General features: G+C 38.9%; 10 protein-coding genes. 7 read left to right on the top strand and 3 right to left on the bottom strand.

What is annotated here, in order from left to right; translation table 11 throughout:
• The first annotated feature begins 154 nt into the window (after positions 1-154).
• Complete coding sequence (locus tag HXT32_RS04230) at positions 155-6,244, top strand: GA module (protein WP_422118911.1); 6,090 nt, start codon at positions 155-157, stop codon at positions 6,242-6,244.
• A gap of 427 nt (positions 6,245-6,671) precedes the next feature.
• On the top strand, positions 6,672-7,928 hold the full coding sequence (sstT, locus tag HXT32_RS04225; protein WP_421783094.1) for a serine/threonine transporter SstT: 1,257 nt from the start codon (positions 6,672-6,674) through the stop codon (positions 7,926-7,928).
• 166 nt (positions 7,929-8,094) lie between these two features.
• Here the strand turns inward: sstT and epsC are convergent, their stop codons facing one another.
• Together epsC and cysK are read right to left on the bottom strand one after the other, a co-directional pair.
• Positions 8,095-8,952: a serine O-acetyltransferase EpsC gene (gene epsC / locus HXT32_RS04220; protein WP_116431798.1), complete on the bottom strand. Its 858-nt coding sequence runs from the start codon at positions 8,950-8,952 to the stop codon at positions 8,095-8,097.
• Between the two features lie 142 nt (positions 8,953-9,094).
• Entirely contained in the window at positions 9,095-10,027 is a 933-nt protein-coding gene (gene cysK / locus HXT32_RS04215; protein ID WP_116431797.1) for a cysteine synthase A, read from the bottom strand.
• Positions 10,028-10,694: 667 nt separating this feature from the next.
• Between cysK and HXT32_RS04210 the strand changes: the two genes are divergently transcribed.
• The 5 genes from HXT32_RS04210 (at position 10,695) to HXT32_RS04190 (ending at position 16,180) form a co-directional block, all read left to right on the top strand.
• Positions 10,695-11,117, top strand: coding sequence for a GNAT family N-acetyltransferase (locus tag HXT32_RS04210; RefSeq protein WP_004110858.1), 423 nt, complete (start codon positions 10,695-10,697; stop codon positions 11,115-11,117).
• Between the two features lie 146 nt (positions 11,118-11,263).
• A complete protein-coding gene (locus tag HXT32_RS04205; protein ID WP_012914012.1) occupies positions 11,264-12,073 on the top strand; it encodes a nucleoside phosphorylase in 810 nt (269 codons plus the stop codon).
• Positions 12,074-12,329: 256 nt separating this feature from the next.
• The gene (locus HXT32_RS04200; protein WP_422118910.1) at positions 12,330-14,096 is read left to right on the top strand and encodes an ABC transporter ATP-binding protein; all 1,767 of its coding nucleotides are present in this window, start codon (positions 12,330-12,332) and stop codon (positions 14,094-14,096) included.
• Positions 14,097-14,534: 438 nt separating this feature from the next.
• Complete coding sequence (locus tag HXT32_RS04195) at positions 14,535-15,521, top strand: DUF3137 domain-containing protein (protein ID WP_116431794.1); 987 nt, start codon at positions 14,535-14,537, stop codon at positions 15,519-15,521.
• 80 nt (positions 15,522-15,601) lie between these two features.
• Positions 15,602-16,180, top strand: a complete 579-nt coding sequence (locus HXT32_RS04190; protein WP_004110843.1) for a LemA family protein — start codon at positions 15,602-15,604, stop codon at positions 16,178-16,180.
• Between the two features lie 230 nt (positions 16,181-16,410).
• Here HXT32_RS04190 and HXT32_RS04185 read toward each other — a convergent pair whose 3' ends face one another.
• Positions 16,411-17,751 (bottom strand): Na+/H+ antiporter family protein, encoded by a 1,341-nt coding sequence (locus tag HXT32_RS04185; protein WP_422118909.1) that lies wholly within the window; start codon positions 17,749-17,751, stop codon positions 16,411-16,413.
• Positions 17,752-18,218 lie beyond the last annotated feature (467 nt).

Here is an 18,218-nt window from a genome sequence, read left to right as displayed (position 1 = left end):
TGTTACCTTAATCGCATGGTAGTTTTTGCCTATATTACTTGAATTATTACGCGGGGGGGGGGTATCCTTTGCTCTATTAACAAGCTCTTTTGCAAGATGTGAGTTTATGTCTGCAGAGCGAGTTGAAGAGAAAATATATAAGTGAGGACTGTTAATGGTTAAGAAAACACAAGCTGCTAAAAATGCTTTACATGTGTCTAAAAATTACGCGTATTTGAAGCCGAGTACACTTCGTTCAATGGCGAAAGAGATAAGTGGAACTCGTTTAGAAGCATGTAAGTCGTATGCGATTTCACGTTTACCGAAAATTGCTGTGACTGCAACATTGGCAAGCTTGCTTGCTTGTGGTGCTGGTTTGCCAACTCATCAAGCTTGGGCTAATGGTTTTAATCTTCCTGATGGTAGCTATAGGTATGCGAATCGCGATTCTTCTACAAAGGCGCAGAGGTATGTGGATATTAAACTAGTGCCATGCGATGATAAACAAAACGATAATAAGGAAACAGCAGACAGAAAAACTTACGGACAATATTATAAGGTTGAGTACCAGTTTAATTCTCAGGGTGAATGGTGGGGTGGTCGACCATTCTGGTGGGCGAGCGTGCCTAAGGACGTCACGATTGTAAACGATAGCATTACTTTGTATAAGGACGAAGAGTTGACTGGTGGTTCGGCTTCTCAACAAACAGGTGCAACATATACAAAGGAGTCTTGGAATCAGTCTGCAAGCCGTTTCTGGTTTGATGATAATAAAGAGCAAAGTGTTGAATTTAAGAATAACTGGGAAAGAATGACCGGTGAAGCCGGCGGTTATGATGAATCTGGTAATACTCTCGATACTTCTAGAGAATATAGGAAAGCCACTAACTCTTTAATTATTAACTGGGAGAGTAGAGGCAATAGAAAATCTAAGATTAGCTTCGTTATTAAACTGAACGATAAAACAAAGCCGTTGAAGTTTGCTGCAGGCGTGTATCAGGTATTGGGTAACTGGCATTACACTGTTGGTAAGGTTGTGCTTGCGCCAACTTTGCCAGATTATTCCAAGGAATTAGAGCTTACTTATCCTCAGGCTACAGAAATTGCTACATTTGGACAGCCAACAGAGTCTGAACAAAAACAAATACTTAGCAAGCTGTGGGAAGCTAATAAGAGTAATACCGATGTGCTGAAAAAACTTAAAGGTATGGAACAGACTCAAACTGAAGATGCTTTCAAAAAGGCTGTAAAAGTCAATAACGATGGTAGCGCAACGGTAACGTACAAAGATAACTCTACGGATACTATTTCTAAGGAAAATCTGACTAAACGCTACGTGCCATTGTCAGAGCGCACAAAAATTACGTATCCGGATTTGACTCCTGTGAAGAATCCGTCTTCTCTTGATTCAACAGAGAAGAAGCAAGTTGAAAATGCTATTAAGAATGCTAATAGTAAGATTAAGGATCTTATAGAAAAGGTTGATGTTGCTGCTAATGGTGATGCAACAATCACATTCAAGGATGCAACTGGTACTCATTCAACTAAAAAGCTTGAAGGCAAGTATCTTGTAAAGAAGCAGCGTTCACTTGCGGATAAGTTTACGCCGTACTATCCAGTGCCAATGGCAGTTGGAAATCCACAAGGGTTGACTCAAGGTGAGCAAACAGAACTTGTGAAGAAAGTTTATGAAGCAAATAAAAATAAAGCTGACTTCATGAATGCTATTGGTAAGCCTCAGAATTTAGAAGCAGCTAAGCAATCTATTACAGTAGATGCTCAAGGCAACGTAACTATCACTTATACTGATAAGTCTACTGATAAGCTCGATGGCAACAAGCTGGTGTATCAGCGTAAGCCACTCGCTGATTTGACGAATATTACGCTTCCAGCTCGTACAGCTGTACAAGATGCTAAGAAGATTCAAAAGCAAGAACAGTCAATTATTAGGCAAGCTATCTTAACAGCCAATAATGACCTTCAAAGCAAGCTAAAAGGTAAGAATGAAAATAATGCTATCACATTTGATGACAGCAATCATACTATGACTGTTAAGTTTAATGATGATTCAACTTCTACCTTCGACTACTCTGAATTGGTGTATACCAAGGGTAATCCGGAAAAGCCAAGAACTGAAACAAAAGATAATAATGGCTACAGGTACAACATCACTAAGATTGCTATTACCGATAAGGATAAGCCGCAAGCTGCTGATTGGAATAGTTTTGTCATAAAGTTCATTCAAGATAATTGGAAAGTTAAATCAGGAAATGCTGAAATAACTACAGATTTTATAACTAAGACTGATGGCTTACTGAATAAACTTACCACTACTGGTGACAGTATAGGTAATGGAATGCAACTTTACAAATATAGTGGACAGTGGATTGAAAAAAATGGATCTAATCTTAAATTGGTTAGAGGTGGATTTGGTGGTGAAGATGGAATTGTAACAATTTATTTAGGCGACTCCATTGAAGTTAGAAAATCTAGTAAATATGGTGGTTCTGATTTAGCATTCAGTCTTACTAAGAACGACTGCTTTGTATCTAATGCTGCCGCTCCTCAGCCTAAAGAACTTAAGAAGGAAGCTGAGAATCTTATTGACAAGATTCTTAAGAAAAATGGCTTGAATGATCAAGAGATTAAGAAGTTCAAGGAAGATCATCAAGGTGAAATCAACAATATTACTAAGCCAGAAGATGTAGACAAGATTATTAAGTCTGCTAATGAGCATGGTCAAGATGAGAAGAAAAAGAAAGATGCTCAGAAGCAGATTAATGATGCTAAGAATGATCTTGGTTTGACTCCTGAGCAAAAGACTGAACTTGATAAGAAGATTGGTACTGAGACTGATCCTGAAAAGATCCGTGAGAAGATAAACGAGTTCCAAAAGGATCAGGATCAAAAGAAGCAAAAGGAAGCTGATCAAAAGCAGCAACAAGCTGATCAGCAGGCTGAGCAGGAGAAGCAACAGCAGCAGCAGAAAGATGATGCGAAGGTTGATGGCGAGGTAACGAAGCAGAATCAACAGGAGCAGCAAGACACAGGCAAGGCTGAAGAAGCTAAGAAGAAAGCTGAGCTTGAGAAGCAAAAGCAGGCTGCTATTGATGAAATTAGCAATGGTGAAGATTATAAAAATCTTACGCCTGAAGATAAGCAGCAGTTTATTGAGAAGATTCAGAAGGCAACTGATGCAAATGCTATAAATGATATAAAGCAAGAGGCTAAAGAAAAGGCTAATAAGAATCAGACTGCTGCTGATAACAGTAATAAAGAAGGTCTTGATAAGGCTAAGGCTGATGCTAAGAAGAAGATTGGTGAGTTGACTAATCTCAACGAACAAGATAAGCAGAAGTATCAAGACGAGGTAGGTAAGACCGATAGTCTTGATAAAGTTGCAGAGATTCTCAACAATGCTGAGTTTGAGGATGCTAAAGCTGCAGCTAAGAAGAAGATTGCTGATCTGAAGAAGCATGGTGATCTTACTGATCAAGAAGCTACGAACTTCAATGCAAAGTTGGATGATAAAAATACCGATTCTATACAAGACATTGATTCTATTCTTCAGGAAGCTGAGCTTGCAAAGACTAGAAAAGATGCGAATACTGCAATAGATAATCTTCAGAATCTTAATAATGCACAGAAGAAGGCTCTTAAGGAAGAAGTTGCAAATCCTGAAACTGACCCTAAGAGTGATTTAGATACTGTTGATAAGGTGAAAACTGCTATCAATAATGTTGTTACTAAGGCTAAAGATCTTGACGGCAAAATGAAGTCACTCAAGGATCTTGTAACTCTTGTTAATGGTCAGAAGTCTACTCTTACAGCAAAGTCTGATTATAAGGATAATAAGAAGACTGCTTTTGATAGTGCGTTCACAAATGCATCTACTCTTGTTGATGCAACTAAGGGTATGAATGCTGATGGTGCCAAGGTTGATGAGATTAAGAAGGCATTAGAAAAGGCTGTTCAGGATCTCGGTGGCAAGACTGTTGATAAGTCTGCACTGCAAAAACTTATTGACGGTGACACTGACTTCAAGAAGACGATCGCATACATTAACGCAGATCAGACTAAGAAAATTACTTACAATGAAGCTATTGCTGATGGTAATGCAGTGCTTACTGATGCTAATGCAACTGCTGAGAAAGTAGCTCAAGCTGTTAATGCTATCAATTCTGCTAAAGCTGCTCTTGATGGAGCGGTTAATACAACTGAACTTGAGCAGAAAGTTGCTGATTCTAAGAAGCTGAAGAAGTCGACTAACCCTCAATCTGTTGGCGATGCTAAGTATGAGAATGCTTCTGAAGCAAAGAAGTCTGCGTTTGATAAGGCTTTGCAAGAGGCAGAGTCCGCTCTTACTGAAGCTAAGAACGATCAGTCTCAGAAGTCTCCTGAGCAGAAGCAGCAAGCTGTTGATACTGCATTGACTGCACTCAAGCAAGCTGTTAATGAACTTGATGGTAACGATGTGAGTAAGTTGCAGACTGCTATCACCAATGCAAAAGCTAAGCAGCAAGAAGTTATTTACAAGAATGGTACTGCTGTTAAGAAAAAGGCTCTTGATGATGCTTTGAAGACTGCCGAAGATCTTGTTAAGACTCCTCACGGTCACACTGATTCTGAAATCAGCACAGCTTTGAATAAGTTGAATACTGCAATAAACGGTCTTGATGGAGCGGTTAATACAACTGAACTTGAGCAGAAAGTTGCTGATTCTAAGAAGCTGAAGAAGTCGACTAACCCTCAATCTGTTGGCGATGCTAAGTATGAGAATGCTTCTGAAGCAAAGAAGTCTGCGTTTGATAAGGCTTTGCAAGAGGCAGAGTCCGCTCTTACTGAAGCTAAGAACGATCAGTCTCAGAAGTCTCCTGAGCAGAAGCAGCAAGCTGTTGATACTGCATTGACTGCACTCAAGCAAGCTGTTAATGAACTTGATGGTAACGACAAGACTCAATTGGTGGCAAAGCTTGCAGAAGCAAAAGATAAGAAGAATGATGTTTCTTATAAGAATGCTTCTGCTGAGAAGCAAGATGCTCTTAACAATGCTATAGACTCTGCAGAAAGCATTGTAAAGAAAGCTGGTGCAACAGAGAAAGAAATTTCTGATGCTACTTCTGCGCTTAATAATGCTGTTACTGGTTTGGACGGTCACGATACCTCTGCTTTGCAGACGGTTGTAACTGCTGCCGAGTCGAAGAAGAAGACTATTGCTTACATGAATGCTCCTGATACTACGAAGACTGCGTTTGATCAGGCTTTGCAAGCTGCTCAAGATATCTTGAAGAATCCTCAGGGCAAGACTGAGCAAGAAATCAACGATGCTAAGACTAAGCTTGAAACTGCTTCTAGTGCTCTTAATGGAACTGTAGATACGTCTAAGTTGCAGGCTGAAGTTGACAAAGCTGATTCTTTGAAGAAGTCCGTACAGTATACGAATGCTGTTCAGGATAAGAAATCTGCGTATGATACTGCTCTTGCTGCTGCTGAGTCTGCTCTTGCTGATGCGAAGGATGCTCAATCAGCGAATACTCCTGATCAGCAGCAGACTGCGGTTGATAATGCGCTTAAACAGCTTCAAACCGCAGCTGCTGCACTAAATGGTGTTGATATTGCTGATTTGCAAGCTGAGATTGCTCTTGAGAATAGTGTGAAAGAATCTGTAAAGTACGTGTATGATACTGCTGAAAAGCAGCAAGCATATAATAAGACTTTGCAAGATGCGAAGGAGCTTATATCTAAGCTAGCTGATCCTGCTGGTAAGGGTGTGGATCTTGCTGCTAAGTCTCAAGCAGATCGTAAAGCTCTTGTTGATACTGCGTTAAAGAATCTTAAGAATGCTAAAGATGCTTTGAATGGTGTTAATAAGACGGTATTGCAAGCTGAAGTTGATGATGATTCTCGCTTTAGCAAGTCGTTTGCCTACTTGCTTGGTGAAGCTCCTGATTTGGATGTGTATAAGAAGGCGTTGGCTGAAGCTAAACGTTTGCTTGCTGATCCGAATGCTACCCAGGCTCAGGTTGATGCTGCAGCTCAGAAGCTTTCTGCTGCTCGTAAGGCTTTGGCTGCTGCTAAGGCTCATGCGGCTGATGTTCGTGCTTCTGTGCGCGCTCAGGTGTTGAAGAGTGGTAGTGCTGCTCAGCTTAGTAAGACTGGTAGTGACGTGTCTGTGTTTGGCTTGTTTGCTGCAACTCTTAGTGCTGCTGGTGCTGCGCTTTTCTCAACTAAGCGTCGTGGTACTTCTCGTCACAGTAGTAAGTAGAATATTTGCTAGCTGGTCTGGTTATTGCAGATCAGCTAGTTTTAGAGCTGCTTAATGTTTGCTTAATTGTATTCAGTAAGTTTGCTGAGTATTGGGTTAATTAGCATAATGAAGTTAATGTAAAATGTGCCTTACTTTGCGTCTTTCTTTACTACGCAAAGTGAGGCATTTTGCTATTTTAGTTTGCGATTACACGGGAAGTTATTGTTGCTTACTATATTTTAAGAGTTATCTTGCTTACAAAGCACTTATTGAAGCGTTTAGTCACTGAGTTGCTAAGTTATTGAAACATCGAAACATTAAACCTTAACAATTTGCATATATATGCATCCTTATGTATAATCTTTAAAAAATAAAATCTTGCAAGTGCTAATACACGTAAAAGAGTATAAAACATTCTGCACAAACTAAATTACAGGAGACTCTCATGCACAAGATTGTTCAAAAATGGAATAACATTGACCTTATTTTACGCATTGTAATTGGTCTTTTTCTCGGTGCTGCACTTGGTATTTTTGTGCCAGCTCACGTCTATGTGCTCGATCTTATGGGAAAACTTTTCGTCAGTGCGCTTAAATCTGTTGCGCCAATTTTAGTATTTTGCCTAGTTATTGGTGCGCTTGCGCAAGCAAAAAGTGTTGGCAACATGAAAGTGGTAATAGGGCTGTACGCGCTATCTACGTTTACTGCAAGCCTTGTAGCTGTATGTGCGGCTATGATTTTCCCTGTTGATTTTACTTTTGCTCATGTTGCAGCAGCGTCTTCGCCGTCTCCTCAAGGAATTGGTGAGGTGCTTAATTCACTTGTGCTAAATATTGTTGTTAATCCTGTAGATGCTCTCGTTAAAGGTAACTTTATTGGCATCCTCTTCTGGGCGATTGCTTTCGGTGTTGCTCTGCGATTAGCCGAGCCTTCCACCAAAGCATTTTTCGATAACATTTCGTCTGCTATTGGAAAAATTGTCCACTGGATTATTAACGCAGCACCTTTTGGCATTATGGGTCTTGTTTATACAACAGTTGCAAGTAACGGTCTTCGTATTTTTAGCGAGTATGGTTTCGTTATTGCTTTGTTAGTAGGCACTATGGCTGTTGTTGCTTTGATTCTTAATCCTATTTTGGTTTTCATGCTTACTGGCAAGAATCCGTATCCTCTTGTTTTTAGAACTTTGCGCGATTCGGGTGTTACAGCGTTCTTCATGCGTTCTTCTGCTGCGAATATTCCTGTAAATATGAATTTGTGTGAAAAACTTGGCTTCAACAAAGATAATTACTCTGTTTCAATACCGCTTGGCTCAACTATTAATATGAGCGGAGCTGCTATAACTATTTCTATCATGTCTTTGTGTGCTGCTCACACGCTTGGTATTCGCGTCGATATTCCAACTGCTGTGATTCTTTCTGTGCTTTCTGCAGTTTCTGCTGCAGGCGCATCTGGTGTAGCTGGTGGTTCGCTTTTGCTTATACCTCTTGCATGCTCGTCGTTTGGTATTTCAAATGATATCGCTATGCAAGTAGTTGCTATTGGTCTTATTATTGGTGTTATTCAGGATTCTTGCGAAACCGCACTTAACTCTTCCACGGATGTTCTCTTTACTGCGGTTGGCGAATATCGCATGTGGCAGCGTGCAGGTATTGAATTCAAAATGGGCAAGGATCACGAGACTGTGCAACTTAAAAAGTAGATGTTCTGCTGTTGCTAGTTTTTGCTAAGTATTCTTGCTAGTGCGCGTTCTTCCGTTTTTACGTTTTAGATCGCGCACTTTTATTATATTTGGATGTTTATTGTAAATGAATCTAGCAGATGTTCAAATAAAATAGTAGAAGTGGAATCGGTATTTTTAGCGCGCATTAGGCTTTAGGGAAGTGGTAGGTTGTGTTTGCAGGAATACTGCGGTTTATCCACGCGTTTGCTGCGATTATACTTCCGCTTCCGATTGTTGTTTCGCCGCCAAGAATAGTAGCATTTGCGTAAATTACTACGTTGTCTCCAATATTCGGGTGTCGCTTTCCGCCTTTTACAGGATTTCCATCCTCGTCTAGCGCAAAGCTTTTCGCACCAAGCGTTACTCCTTGGTAAAGCTTAACATGCTCGCCGATTATAGTTGTTTCGCCGATTACAATGCCAGTTCCGTGATCAATGCAAAAATATGCACCAATTTTTGCTCCTGGATGAATGTCAATTCCGGTTTTTCTGTGAGCATATTCGCTCATAAGTCTAGGAATTAGCGGCACGTTAAGCTTGTAGAGTGCGTGAGCTGTGCGGTGAATAAGCATTGCATAAAAACCAGGGTATGCGAGCGTGACTTCTACTTTGCTTGTGCAAGCAGGATCGCCTTCATACATGGCTTGAATATCTGTTAAAAGTAACTTTTTAATTGCAGGAAGAGTATTTATAAATTGATTGCAAGTTTCTCGAATTTTAATTGAGTTGCTTGTATAGGATTGAAGTTCGTGAAATATAATGCGTTCTATAGTGTCTAATGCGTTTGAAGTAACGGTATTCAAACTAGCGTTATTATTCAAACTAGCGTTGAGTTGCGTAGTATCGTTGCTTACATTGTGCACATGCAACTCAGGCAAAAGTAACACCTGAGTTGCATGTATGAGTGCAATAATATTGCGGTAATTAGGTATGAATGTAGCTTGCCTTATGTCTGAATCGTGAATTGAGTTCAGTTGATTTATAAGATCAAGGCGATCATTCATACATTTCTCCCGTTATTTTGCTATTTTCTTTATTTTCTATTTTCTTTATTCTATAGTTTTGATCATTATCTAATAATGTTATTTATTATTCTTTTATTATTTAATCAAAACTTGCGTATTTAAAGTAGGCTCCTAAATGTAGTTAGTCTTCAAATAATGCGGTAGACAAGTATCGATCTCCTGAATCTGGCAGTATTGCAACGATGGTTTTGCCCCTGTTTTCTTCTCTTTTTGCTTCTTGGGTTGCTGTCCAAATCGCAGCTCCGGAAGAAATACCAACGAGGACGCCTTCTTTTTTGCTTATAAGCTTGCCGTTTTCGATTGCGTCTTCATTTGTTACGTGAACAATGCGATTATAAATGTTTTTGTTGAGCACATCTGGCACGAATCCTGCGCCGATTCCTTGAATCTTGTGCGCTCCTGGTTTTCCGCCTGCGAGCACAGGGGAGTCGGCTGGTTCTACTGCGATTACTTCAAGATGCGGATTTTGCTCTTTTAAGTATGTGCCAGTACCAGTGATTGTGCCGCCTGTTCCAACGCCTGCAATAAGCATATCCACGTTTCCGTCAGTGTCTTGCCAAATTTCTGGACCAGTTGTGTTGTAGTGCGCGTGCACATTTGCTTGATTGGTAAACTGTCCCGGAGTCCACGCATTTGGCGTGCTTTCAACGATTTCCTTCGCTTTGGCAATTGCGCCTTTCATTCCATCTTTAGCAGGTGTGAGCACGAGTTCGGAGCCGTAAGCTTTCATAAGTTTTCGGCGTTCAATAGACATGCTTTCTGGCATTACAATAATGCTTTTGTATCCTTTTGTTTGTGCGATCATTGAAAGACCAATGCCAGTGTTTCCGGAAGTTGGCTCAACAATTACTGAGCCTGGCTTAATTGTGCCTGTGGTTTCTGCTTCTTCAATCATCTGCTTTGCAATGCGGTCCTTTACAGAGCCTGCTGGGTTGAAGTATTCGAGTTTTACGAGGATTTTTGCTTGAAGATTGTACTCTTTTTCAATGTGAGTAAGCTCCAGAAGTGGAGTGTGGCCTACGAGTTCTTGCACGGACTTGTAGATGTTGGACATAATATTTCCCCTTACTTGTTTGTTTTACTTGTTTGTTTTACTTGTTTGTTTTGTTTAATTTAATTTGTTTAATTTTGTTTATTTTTAATTTTTAAAAAATAATTTTTTATTAATAAAGAGATTGTTGTTTATTAGTTGTTTCTAAAAATGCCATTTATCTGTTTAATATCTAATCCGTATTAAATTGTTATCTTTTCAACGTTTTATATTCGAATTTTGGCATAAAAAAAGAAACAGCGCGCTGTTTCTTAAATCGTAATTTGCTGTGTTCTAACGTAAATGCTTTTAACACAGGCTAGATGTTATGCATATTTAATGCTTGCAAACATCATTTCGATTAAGAAATGCGCAACAGCATACGTCACAACAACAGTTTGTCATCATATTTGTATGATACATGTGCACTCCTTTACTCGTCGAAATGGTGATAGGTGATGACTATAGCGAATGGATTTGCGTTTGTCAAACTTGATTTGTGTTTGGCATACCTTGATACGTACTCCTTTTTCTGCGCGAGTGTCTGATTTTGCCTGTTTTTGGGCACTGGTGCAGTTGGCGCATTAAAGTCCTATGTTAAAGAGATAGGCGACTTGATATACTGAGTTATTACGCTAGAAAATTTAGGGTTTCAACGTTGATTTCACAGTGTTTGGAGGCGTTGTTGTAAATGAATTTAACAGACGTGCAAATAAAAGAGTACAAAAAGTATAATAGCGAAGATATTCCAAAGCTGTATGATTCCGTTGGTTGGTCTGCGTACACAGATGATTTAGCTGCTTTGGAAAATGGTTTTAACAATTCGCTCAAGATTTTAGCTGCTTATAAAAATGATGAGCTAGTTGGCATTATTAGGGCTGTTGGTGACGGGTACACGGTTGTTTTTATTCAAGATATTCTCGTTTTGCCTGAGTATCAAAGGCAGGGGATAGGGTCTGCTTTGTTAAAGGCGATTGTGGATTGCTATCCTAACGTTCGTCAAATTCAATTGACCACGGATTGCACTGAAAAAACTATTGCTTTTTATAAGTCTGTTGGTTTTATTGAGTTTTCAGAAATTGATTGCTGCGGTTTTATAAAAGACAGGACATGATGCAGAAAATATGATTCTCTAGTAGCCATTAAGTGCGAATTTGCATAGATTGGCCACTTTGTGATTTTCGTGTACTAATGCGTGTATTTGTATATAGGATTGAGTTGCTTGTAGGATGGAGCTAATCTTATGAAGGAGCTGATTGTATGGCAGAATATGATTTGCCGATTTTAGAGTATGATTCCGATAAAAGTGCGGTTATTATACCAAATCACGATAATATTTCTGTTCAGCTTCCATCTAAAGCGGTTTTTGCTTTTTTAGGCGATGAAATCGATCAGTATGCTTTAAGTAGGAAAGCTACGATTGTAGCAAATTTTGAATCTGCAACTAAAGTATATCCAATATATGTTTTGGAAGAAAAAGTAGAGAAAAAAGTAAAGGAAGACGCAAACAGCGAAGTAGAAGAAGAAACTCAAAAAATCTGCTTAGTACAAGCTCCAGTTGGCGCTCCTGCTGCTGTTCAGATCTTAGATTGGTTGATTTCTTACGGCGTTAGGGAAGTTGTTAGTGCTGGTTCTTGTGGGTCGCTAGTTGATTATGCGGAAAACGTTTTTCTGGTTCCGTATAAAGCTTTAAGGGATGAGGGGACTTCTTATCATTATTTGCCTCCAAGTCGTTATGTTGATGTTTCAGAGCGTTCGAGGCGTGCTATTTTGCAAACTTTGCAGGCGCATAATTTGCCTTATCATGAAGTTAAAACGTGGACTACGGATGGGTTCTTCCGTGAGACTAAGACGAAAGTTGCTAATCGTAAGCAGGAGGGATGCGCGGTTGTTGAAATGGAGTGTTCTGCTTTAGCGGCTTGTGCGCAAATGCGTGAGATTGTTTGGGGTGAGATTCTTTACACTGCAGATACTTTGCACGATGTTGAAAATTATGATGAGCGCAATTGGGGCGGGGATTCTAAAGCGTATGCGCTTGAGCTTTGTGTTGAAGCGGTGTTGCGTATTTGATTTGATTTTTTTTTAACTCTATGCTTATTATTTCTAGTAAGCATTACGTATAAGTGTGTTTAAGCATTTATAGGTGTTATCAAGCAGATAAGCATGACCAATCAGGATAAGTATGATAGTGTGTCTTTCAATACTTAGTAGAGAGTGGATTAGCAATTCGAAAGCGAAAATGCTAGCTGCGAAAATGCTATTAGCGAAAAATAGCAAAAATAGCAAGAATAGCAAATAGATATAAAGGAAGTGAGAGGTAGCGAGAATGAACAAAACTGACAATACAGCAAATCAGCAATCGCCCGCGAATCAGCAATCATCCAAACTACATCCCGACGTAAAAAATTACGTAAAACTATTTTTCAAGGAAAACAAGCTTGTAGCTTTTCTTTCGATGATAGTTTTTATTTCCTTGTCTATGATTTACACTGCTATTTCTTGGATTTTGCAAATTATTTTCGACTATATGGCAGGTAAAGGAGCTTTCTCTTTAACTACTATTTTGCTGCTTGTTGTTTCCTTTATGCTGGCAATCTCCCTGATTTTCGCGTTGAAGCGCAGCTCGTACCCTCGCTTTCTTGAAAAAGCAATGAATCAGTATAAAGAGTCTGTTATCAAGAAGCTTTTACAGAAGAGTTATAGTGATTTTTCGCTCGCGAATTCCGGCACGTATCTTTCTGTGCTTACTAATGATTGTGAGCGTATTCAAGAAAAGTATTTGAAGAAGATTTTTGATTTTGTTCAAGACGTTCTTATGCTTATAAGCTCTCTGGCTCTTATGATTTATTATAGTCCATTGCTCACTGTTATTGCTCTTATTATTTCTGTGCTTCCAATGGCGTGCTCGATTCTTACAGCTAACGGGATTGCCACTCGCGAGGAGCAGGTTTCCAAGTCGAACGAGTCTTATACAGCCTTAACGAAGGATGTTTTGAACGGCGTTTCGGTTATTAAGAGTTTTAAGGCGGAGCAAGAGGTTATTAACCGTTATCAGAATCAGTCGATGGAGCTTGAGCATACTAAGAATCTTCGCGAAAAAACGATGACTACTGTTTCTGCTCTTGGTACTATTTCAAGTCTTGGAACTCAGCTTGGCGTGATGCTTGTTGGCGCTTGGATGGTTAACGCTCACGTGGGCGTTATTACTGCTGGAATGGTGTTAGCTTTCACTAATTTGATGAATGGCGTGCTTCAGCCTATTGCAAGTCTTCCTCAAATGCTTGGCGAGATGAAGGGCGCTAAGAAGCTTATTAGCAAGATGGCTGATTATATGAGTAACGCTAAGGAAGATTCTGGCGAGATCATTGACGATTCTATTAAAAGCGTTGTTTTGCGCGATGTTTCGTACGCTTATGACCTGGATCATAAAGTCTTGAAAAATGTAAATCTAACTTTGCAAGCTGGAAAATCTTATGCAATAGTAGGACCTTCTGGAGCTGGTAAGAGTAGTTTGATTAATCTGCTTATGGGATACTACAAGGATTATGAAGGTAGTGTGAAGCTGAATAATCACGAGCTTAGCAATGTAAGCAAGAGTTCGCTTTACGATAAGACTACTCTTATGCAGCAGTCTGTGTTTATGTTTGATGCTTCGATTTTAGATAATATTACGCTTTTTAAGCCGTTCCCGGATTCGGAAGTGGATCGCGTGATTCACTTGGCTGGTTTGGATGATTTGATTGCTGCTAAAGGCAAGGATTATCAGTGTGGTGAGAATGGTAGTCATCTTTCTGGCGGTGAAAAGCAGCGTATTGCTATTGCGCGAAGCTTGCTTAAAAAGTCCGAGATTCTGCTGGTTGATGAGGCAACGAGCGCGTTAGATAACGAGACGGGCACGAACGTAACGCAGTCTATTTTGGATTTGCAAGGAATTCTTCGACTTGTGGTAACTCACCGCTTGGATGCTAATTCGCTTAAGCAATATGATGAGATTCTTGTGATGAAAAGCGGCGAGCTTATTGAGCGCGGAAGCTTTGAGGAGCTTATGAATCAGAAAGCTTACTTCTACTCGCTTTACACTGTGTCTATGTGAGGATGTGGAGCTGGTTTGCTCTCAATGCGCTGTGCAATTTAGCGCAAGCGATTCTGAGCCAGTGTTAGTAGCCATTAAGTGCGAATTTGCAGCAATTGGCCACTTTCTCAGCAATGCAACCTGCTTTCGAGTTACATTTTAAGGAATTACGCTGTTACTTGCAGTGCTTTCTTTGCTTTAAAATTTTGCAAAATAAATTTTAGTCAAAATCTGTTTTTATTTAATGATCTTGTGTAATTTAGATTGTATAGAGTTAGAGAAAAGGCATATATGGAACAGTTTAATCAGTATGACTAATGACCAGAGTAACTATGATTCAAGTAATCAGAATCAGACAAACCCAAACAATGATACTGTAAATTCAAATCCTACAACGTTGTGCATAGTGATTCGCAAAATATGTCAAAAATGACGAGTGATTTATAAAAGGGAGATGACATGAATGTAAAATATGGTAGCGTATTTACAAATCCAGAAGTTTTAAACAGACTCGCACAAATAGAACAATCTCCCCAAATACAAGGAAAATTAAGTGCTTTAAAAGAAGGCGTAAAAAATAACTCTTTTGATCCAATTCGTTTAATTCCAATAATACCGGTAGTAATGGTTTTAGGCACTTTGTATAACTATTTTCCAAATATTGATTACTCTCGTTACAAATATTATTTACTAATAGTAGGTGTTTTTGTTGTTTGCTTTGCAGGTAAGTTTTTTGTAAATAATAAGGTTGATGTAGACGCGCTATATGCGGATAATGTTTTAACGCCGATTTTAAATGTGATTCTGCCTGGAACAGTATTAAACAATTCCGAAGGAATTGACAGCAGCATTTTTGATAATCTTCTGCCAATATCTAGTAGGTATTATTCAAGTAAACACATAATTTTTGGCGATGAATTTAAAACTGAATTTTCAAATATGCAAGCAATCCACTTTTCTAGAAGTGAAAGTGGAAAAAGTGTTAAAAAAACGGATTTTATTGGGCAAGTCTTATTAATAAACTCAAAAACCAACATAAATGGCCACATTAGAATCGTCCCTGTTACTGGAAAGAACTTTATGGGACAAAAACTAAATGGATACTATGGTAAAAAAACAAAAGAGGAGAGCGAAGTTCAGACAGAATCCATTGAATTTAACGACTCGTATTCAGTCTTCTCTACAGACGATTTTTATACAAAACTGGTATTAGATCCAAGTTTTATAGAACTAATGAATAATTTGCAAAAAAGAATGCGAGTTTGCTTATACCTAGATAGTGAGCGTATTGTTGCAGCCTTTGATTCTGGTCGGTATTTATTCGGCGCTCCAGGAAAATCTGGAATAGAAAACCTATCTTTAACAAGAGAATATGCAAAATTTAGAGATATTTTGGCTGAGTATTACGAAATAATTAACGTAATTAGAGAGAAATTACAAAAGTAAAAATTACAAAAGTAGAAACTAGTAAATTGCAATACTAGCGAACTAAAAAATTAGAAAATACTAGAACTAAAGGAGATGTTATGGGAGACATTATGGGTGACGTTATGGATAAGAACACTGTGCTAATTTGTGTTGCAATAGTGCTTGTAGTGCTTATTGTCTGGTTTATTGGCATGTTAAATAGGCTAAGAAAATATAGGGTGATTATAGAAGAGTCGCGGAAAAACGTTGATATTGCGCTCGCTAAAAGATACGATACGATTTGCCAAATGCTTAAAGTTGCGCAGTCGTTTGCAAAGTATGAAAAAACAACATTAGTGGATTTAGTAAGTTTAAGAGAGGGATTGGGCTCAGCGGATTCTAGTTCGATAATCAAAAATCAGAATCATGCAATAGGGAAGATTTTTGCTTTGGCGGAAGCTTATCCGGAATTAAAGTCTTCTGAACAATTTTTGAACTTGCAGGAAGAAATAAACGACGAAAATGAGCAGCTTGCGGCAGCAAAAAGAATTGTTAATAGTAATATAAGCGCTCTTAATCAAAATATCGTTACCTTCCCAGTGTCGCTTATTGCAAGCTTAAGCGGAATAAAGCAGATGGATTTTATTAGTGAGGACGATTTAAGCAATAAGAAGAATATTGACAGCATACTGAGCTAGTGAAAATGTTTATCTAGTGAAAATGTTTAGCTAGACGGTATATCTAATATAGCCAATCGCCCGCGAATTTGCAGTGATTGGCCACTTTGGGATTGACTGATTTGTGATTGGTTGATTGGTATTTAAATATAAACGCCAGGGAGTTTATTTCAACTCTACTGGCGTTTATTGGTTACTTGCGTTATTCGCTAGTTGCGTTTTTTATTTGCTGTGTTTGCTGAAATAATCTGCTAAATAAACTGTGATATTACAATGCCGGCAGCCATAAGCGGAATATTGAAAATAAGGAACGTTGGAACGCAAGTATCCCAAATATGACTGTGCTGACCGTCCGCGTTTAAGCCGGAAGTAGGTCCAAGTGTAGTATCGGAAGCAGGGGAGCCTGCGTCTCCGAGAGCTGCAGCGGAAGACATAAGAAGAATCGTTGCGGGAGTGCTGAAACCAATGCTCTGGCACAGTGGCACGAACAAAACAGCAAGAATAGGAACCGTGCCAAACGAAGTGCCAATGCCCATAGTCACAAGCAAACCAATAAGCGTAATAACAAATGCGGCAACAAGTTTGTTCTGTCCCATAGAAGCTACGCCAAAGTTTACAAGCTCCTCAACTCCTCCTGTCGCTTGGATCACGTTAGCATATCCGCCCGCAATGAGCATCACAAATGCAATAAGACCCATGAGTTTTACGCCGCCAGTAAGCTGATTGTCAATGTCATTCCACTTTATTGCTCCAAAAATAATCATGGTTGCAAGACCTGCAATAGACGAAAGCGAAAGATCTTTACTGATAACTTGCACTACTACAACAACAATAATTGCGAGAATGGTTACGTAGTGGCGTTTCTTAAGAGGTTCGACAACGGCGTCGGCTGCGCGAGTGTCAGTTTCTGTAGTTTTGTATTCGCGAGGTTTTCTGTAAAGCACAAATACAGCAAAAAGTAGTGATGCAAACATTGCAAGACCTAAATACCAGTTCACAGCACTAACGTCTGCAACACTAACCTTCATGCCATTTTTAGAAAGATTCGTAGCAATAACAGTTTGGAAAATAAGACCAAAGCCAAATGGAATAGCAATATACGGAACTTCAAGACCGAAAGCAGTGCAGCATGCTGCAGCTCGGCGGTCAAGCTTCATCTTATTCATAACTCTCAAAATAGGCGGAATAAGAATAGGAATATAAGCAATATGAACCGGCACAATATTTTGAGACATGCACGCAATTAGAGTTAGTACTGCAAGTAGAGCGTACTTTTTCATGCCAATAATTTTGCTAATTTTTTTAGAAATAATTTGAGCTAAGCCTGTTGCAGTAATTGCTTCCGCAAAAGTTCCAAGCAAAATGTAGGCGAGCGCAGTTTGTGAGTTGGTGGAGAAACCGTCGCAAAGCAAAGCCATAATTGTGTGATTTCCGTCACCAAAAAGAGGAAGATGACCGGCAATGCCACCTGCAATGCAAGCTACTATCATTGATAGCAAAACATTAAGTTTTGCAAGACTAAGTGCGCATAGCACTACAACCGACACAATAACCGGATTAAATATAATATTTAAAATTTGCAAACTTAGCATGCCGTTCACCCCTTTAAATGCTTGAATTTAATATATTGTTTGAAGCAATACGTTTTATTTCGTATTGCTTACGTCTGTATTTTTTGCATACGTATTCTTACATATGTATTTCTTACATTTAGTAATTAAAGACAATATAGCATGGAAGTGTTTACAACTTGTTTCTTGAGTGAATATAAAATATAAACAATTAAATAAAAAAATTAGTGTAACTCAACAATTGTTTGCACAAAAGAGTATTCTAAGTGACTAGTGGTGAAGAATTGATAAATCACCAAATGTTCGGTTTTACACCGTTTTATTACAGTATTGCAGCGTGAGTTTACCGCTGAAAAATAGCGATAAAGCAATGCGAAAATTAAAAATTGTTTTGCTAATTGTGAAGATCTAAAAATAAGCAGTAAACAATAAACAACAAACTGAAAAACTAAAAAACTGAAAATAAGTTATTTAGAGTATTTAGAGTA

It is taken from the genome of Gardnerella sp. DNF00747 (genome assembly GCF_049262675.1).
Classification (GTDB): Bacteria; Actinomycetota; Actinomycetes; order Actinomycetales; family Bifidobacteriaceae; genus Bifidobacterium; species Bifidobacterium swidsinskii.
Note: the sequence above shows the minus strand (reverse complement) of the source record. Positions and strands in the feature narration are given on the sequence as shown.

Excerpts from the sequence above, each read along its gene's own strand:
- HXT32_RS04230 (WP_422118911.1), top strand. The coding sequence starts at position 155 with ATGGTTAAGAAAACACAAGCTGCTAAAAATGCTTTACATGTGTCTAAA.
- sstT (WP_421783094.1), top strand. The coding sequence starts at position 6,672 with ATGCACAAGATTGTTCAAAAATGGAATAACATTGACCTTATTTTACGC.
- epsC (WP_116431798.1), bottom strand. The coding sequence starts at position 8,952 with ATGAATGATCGCCTTGATCTTATAAATCAACTGAACTCAATTCACGAT.
- cysK (WP_116431797.1), bottom strand. The coding sequence starts at position 10,027 with ATGTCCAACATCTACAAGTCCGTGCAAGAACTCGTAGGCCACACTCCA.
- HXT32_RS04210 (WP_004110858.1), top strand. The coding sequence starts at position 10,695 with ATGAATTTAACAGACGTGCAAATAAAAGAGTACAAAAAGTATAATAGC.
- HXT32_RS04205 (WP_012914012.1), top strand. The coding sequence starts at position 11,264 with ATGGCAGAATATGATTTGCCGATTTTAGAGTATGATTCCGATAAAAGT.
- HXT32_RS04200 (WP_422118910.1), top strand. The coding sequence starts at position 12,330 with ATGAACAAAACTGACAATACAGCAAATCAGCAATCGCCCGCGAATCAG.
- HXT32_RS04195 (WP_116431794.1), top strand. The coding sequence starts at position 14,535 with ATGAATGTAAAATATGGTAGCGTATTTACAAATCCAGAAGTTTTAAAC.
- HXT32_RS04190 (WP_004110843.1), top strand. The coding sequence starts at position 15,602 with ATGGGAGACATTATGGGTGACGTTATGGATAAGAACACTGTGCTAATT.
- HXT32_RS04185 (WP_422118909.1), bottom strand. The coding sequence starts at position 17,751 with ATGCTAAGTTTGCAAATTTTAAATATTATATTTAATCCGGTTATTGTG.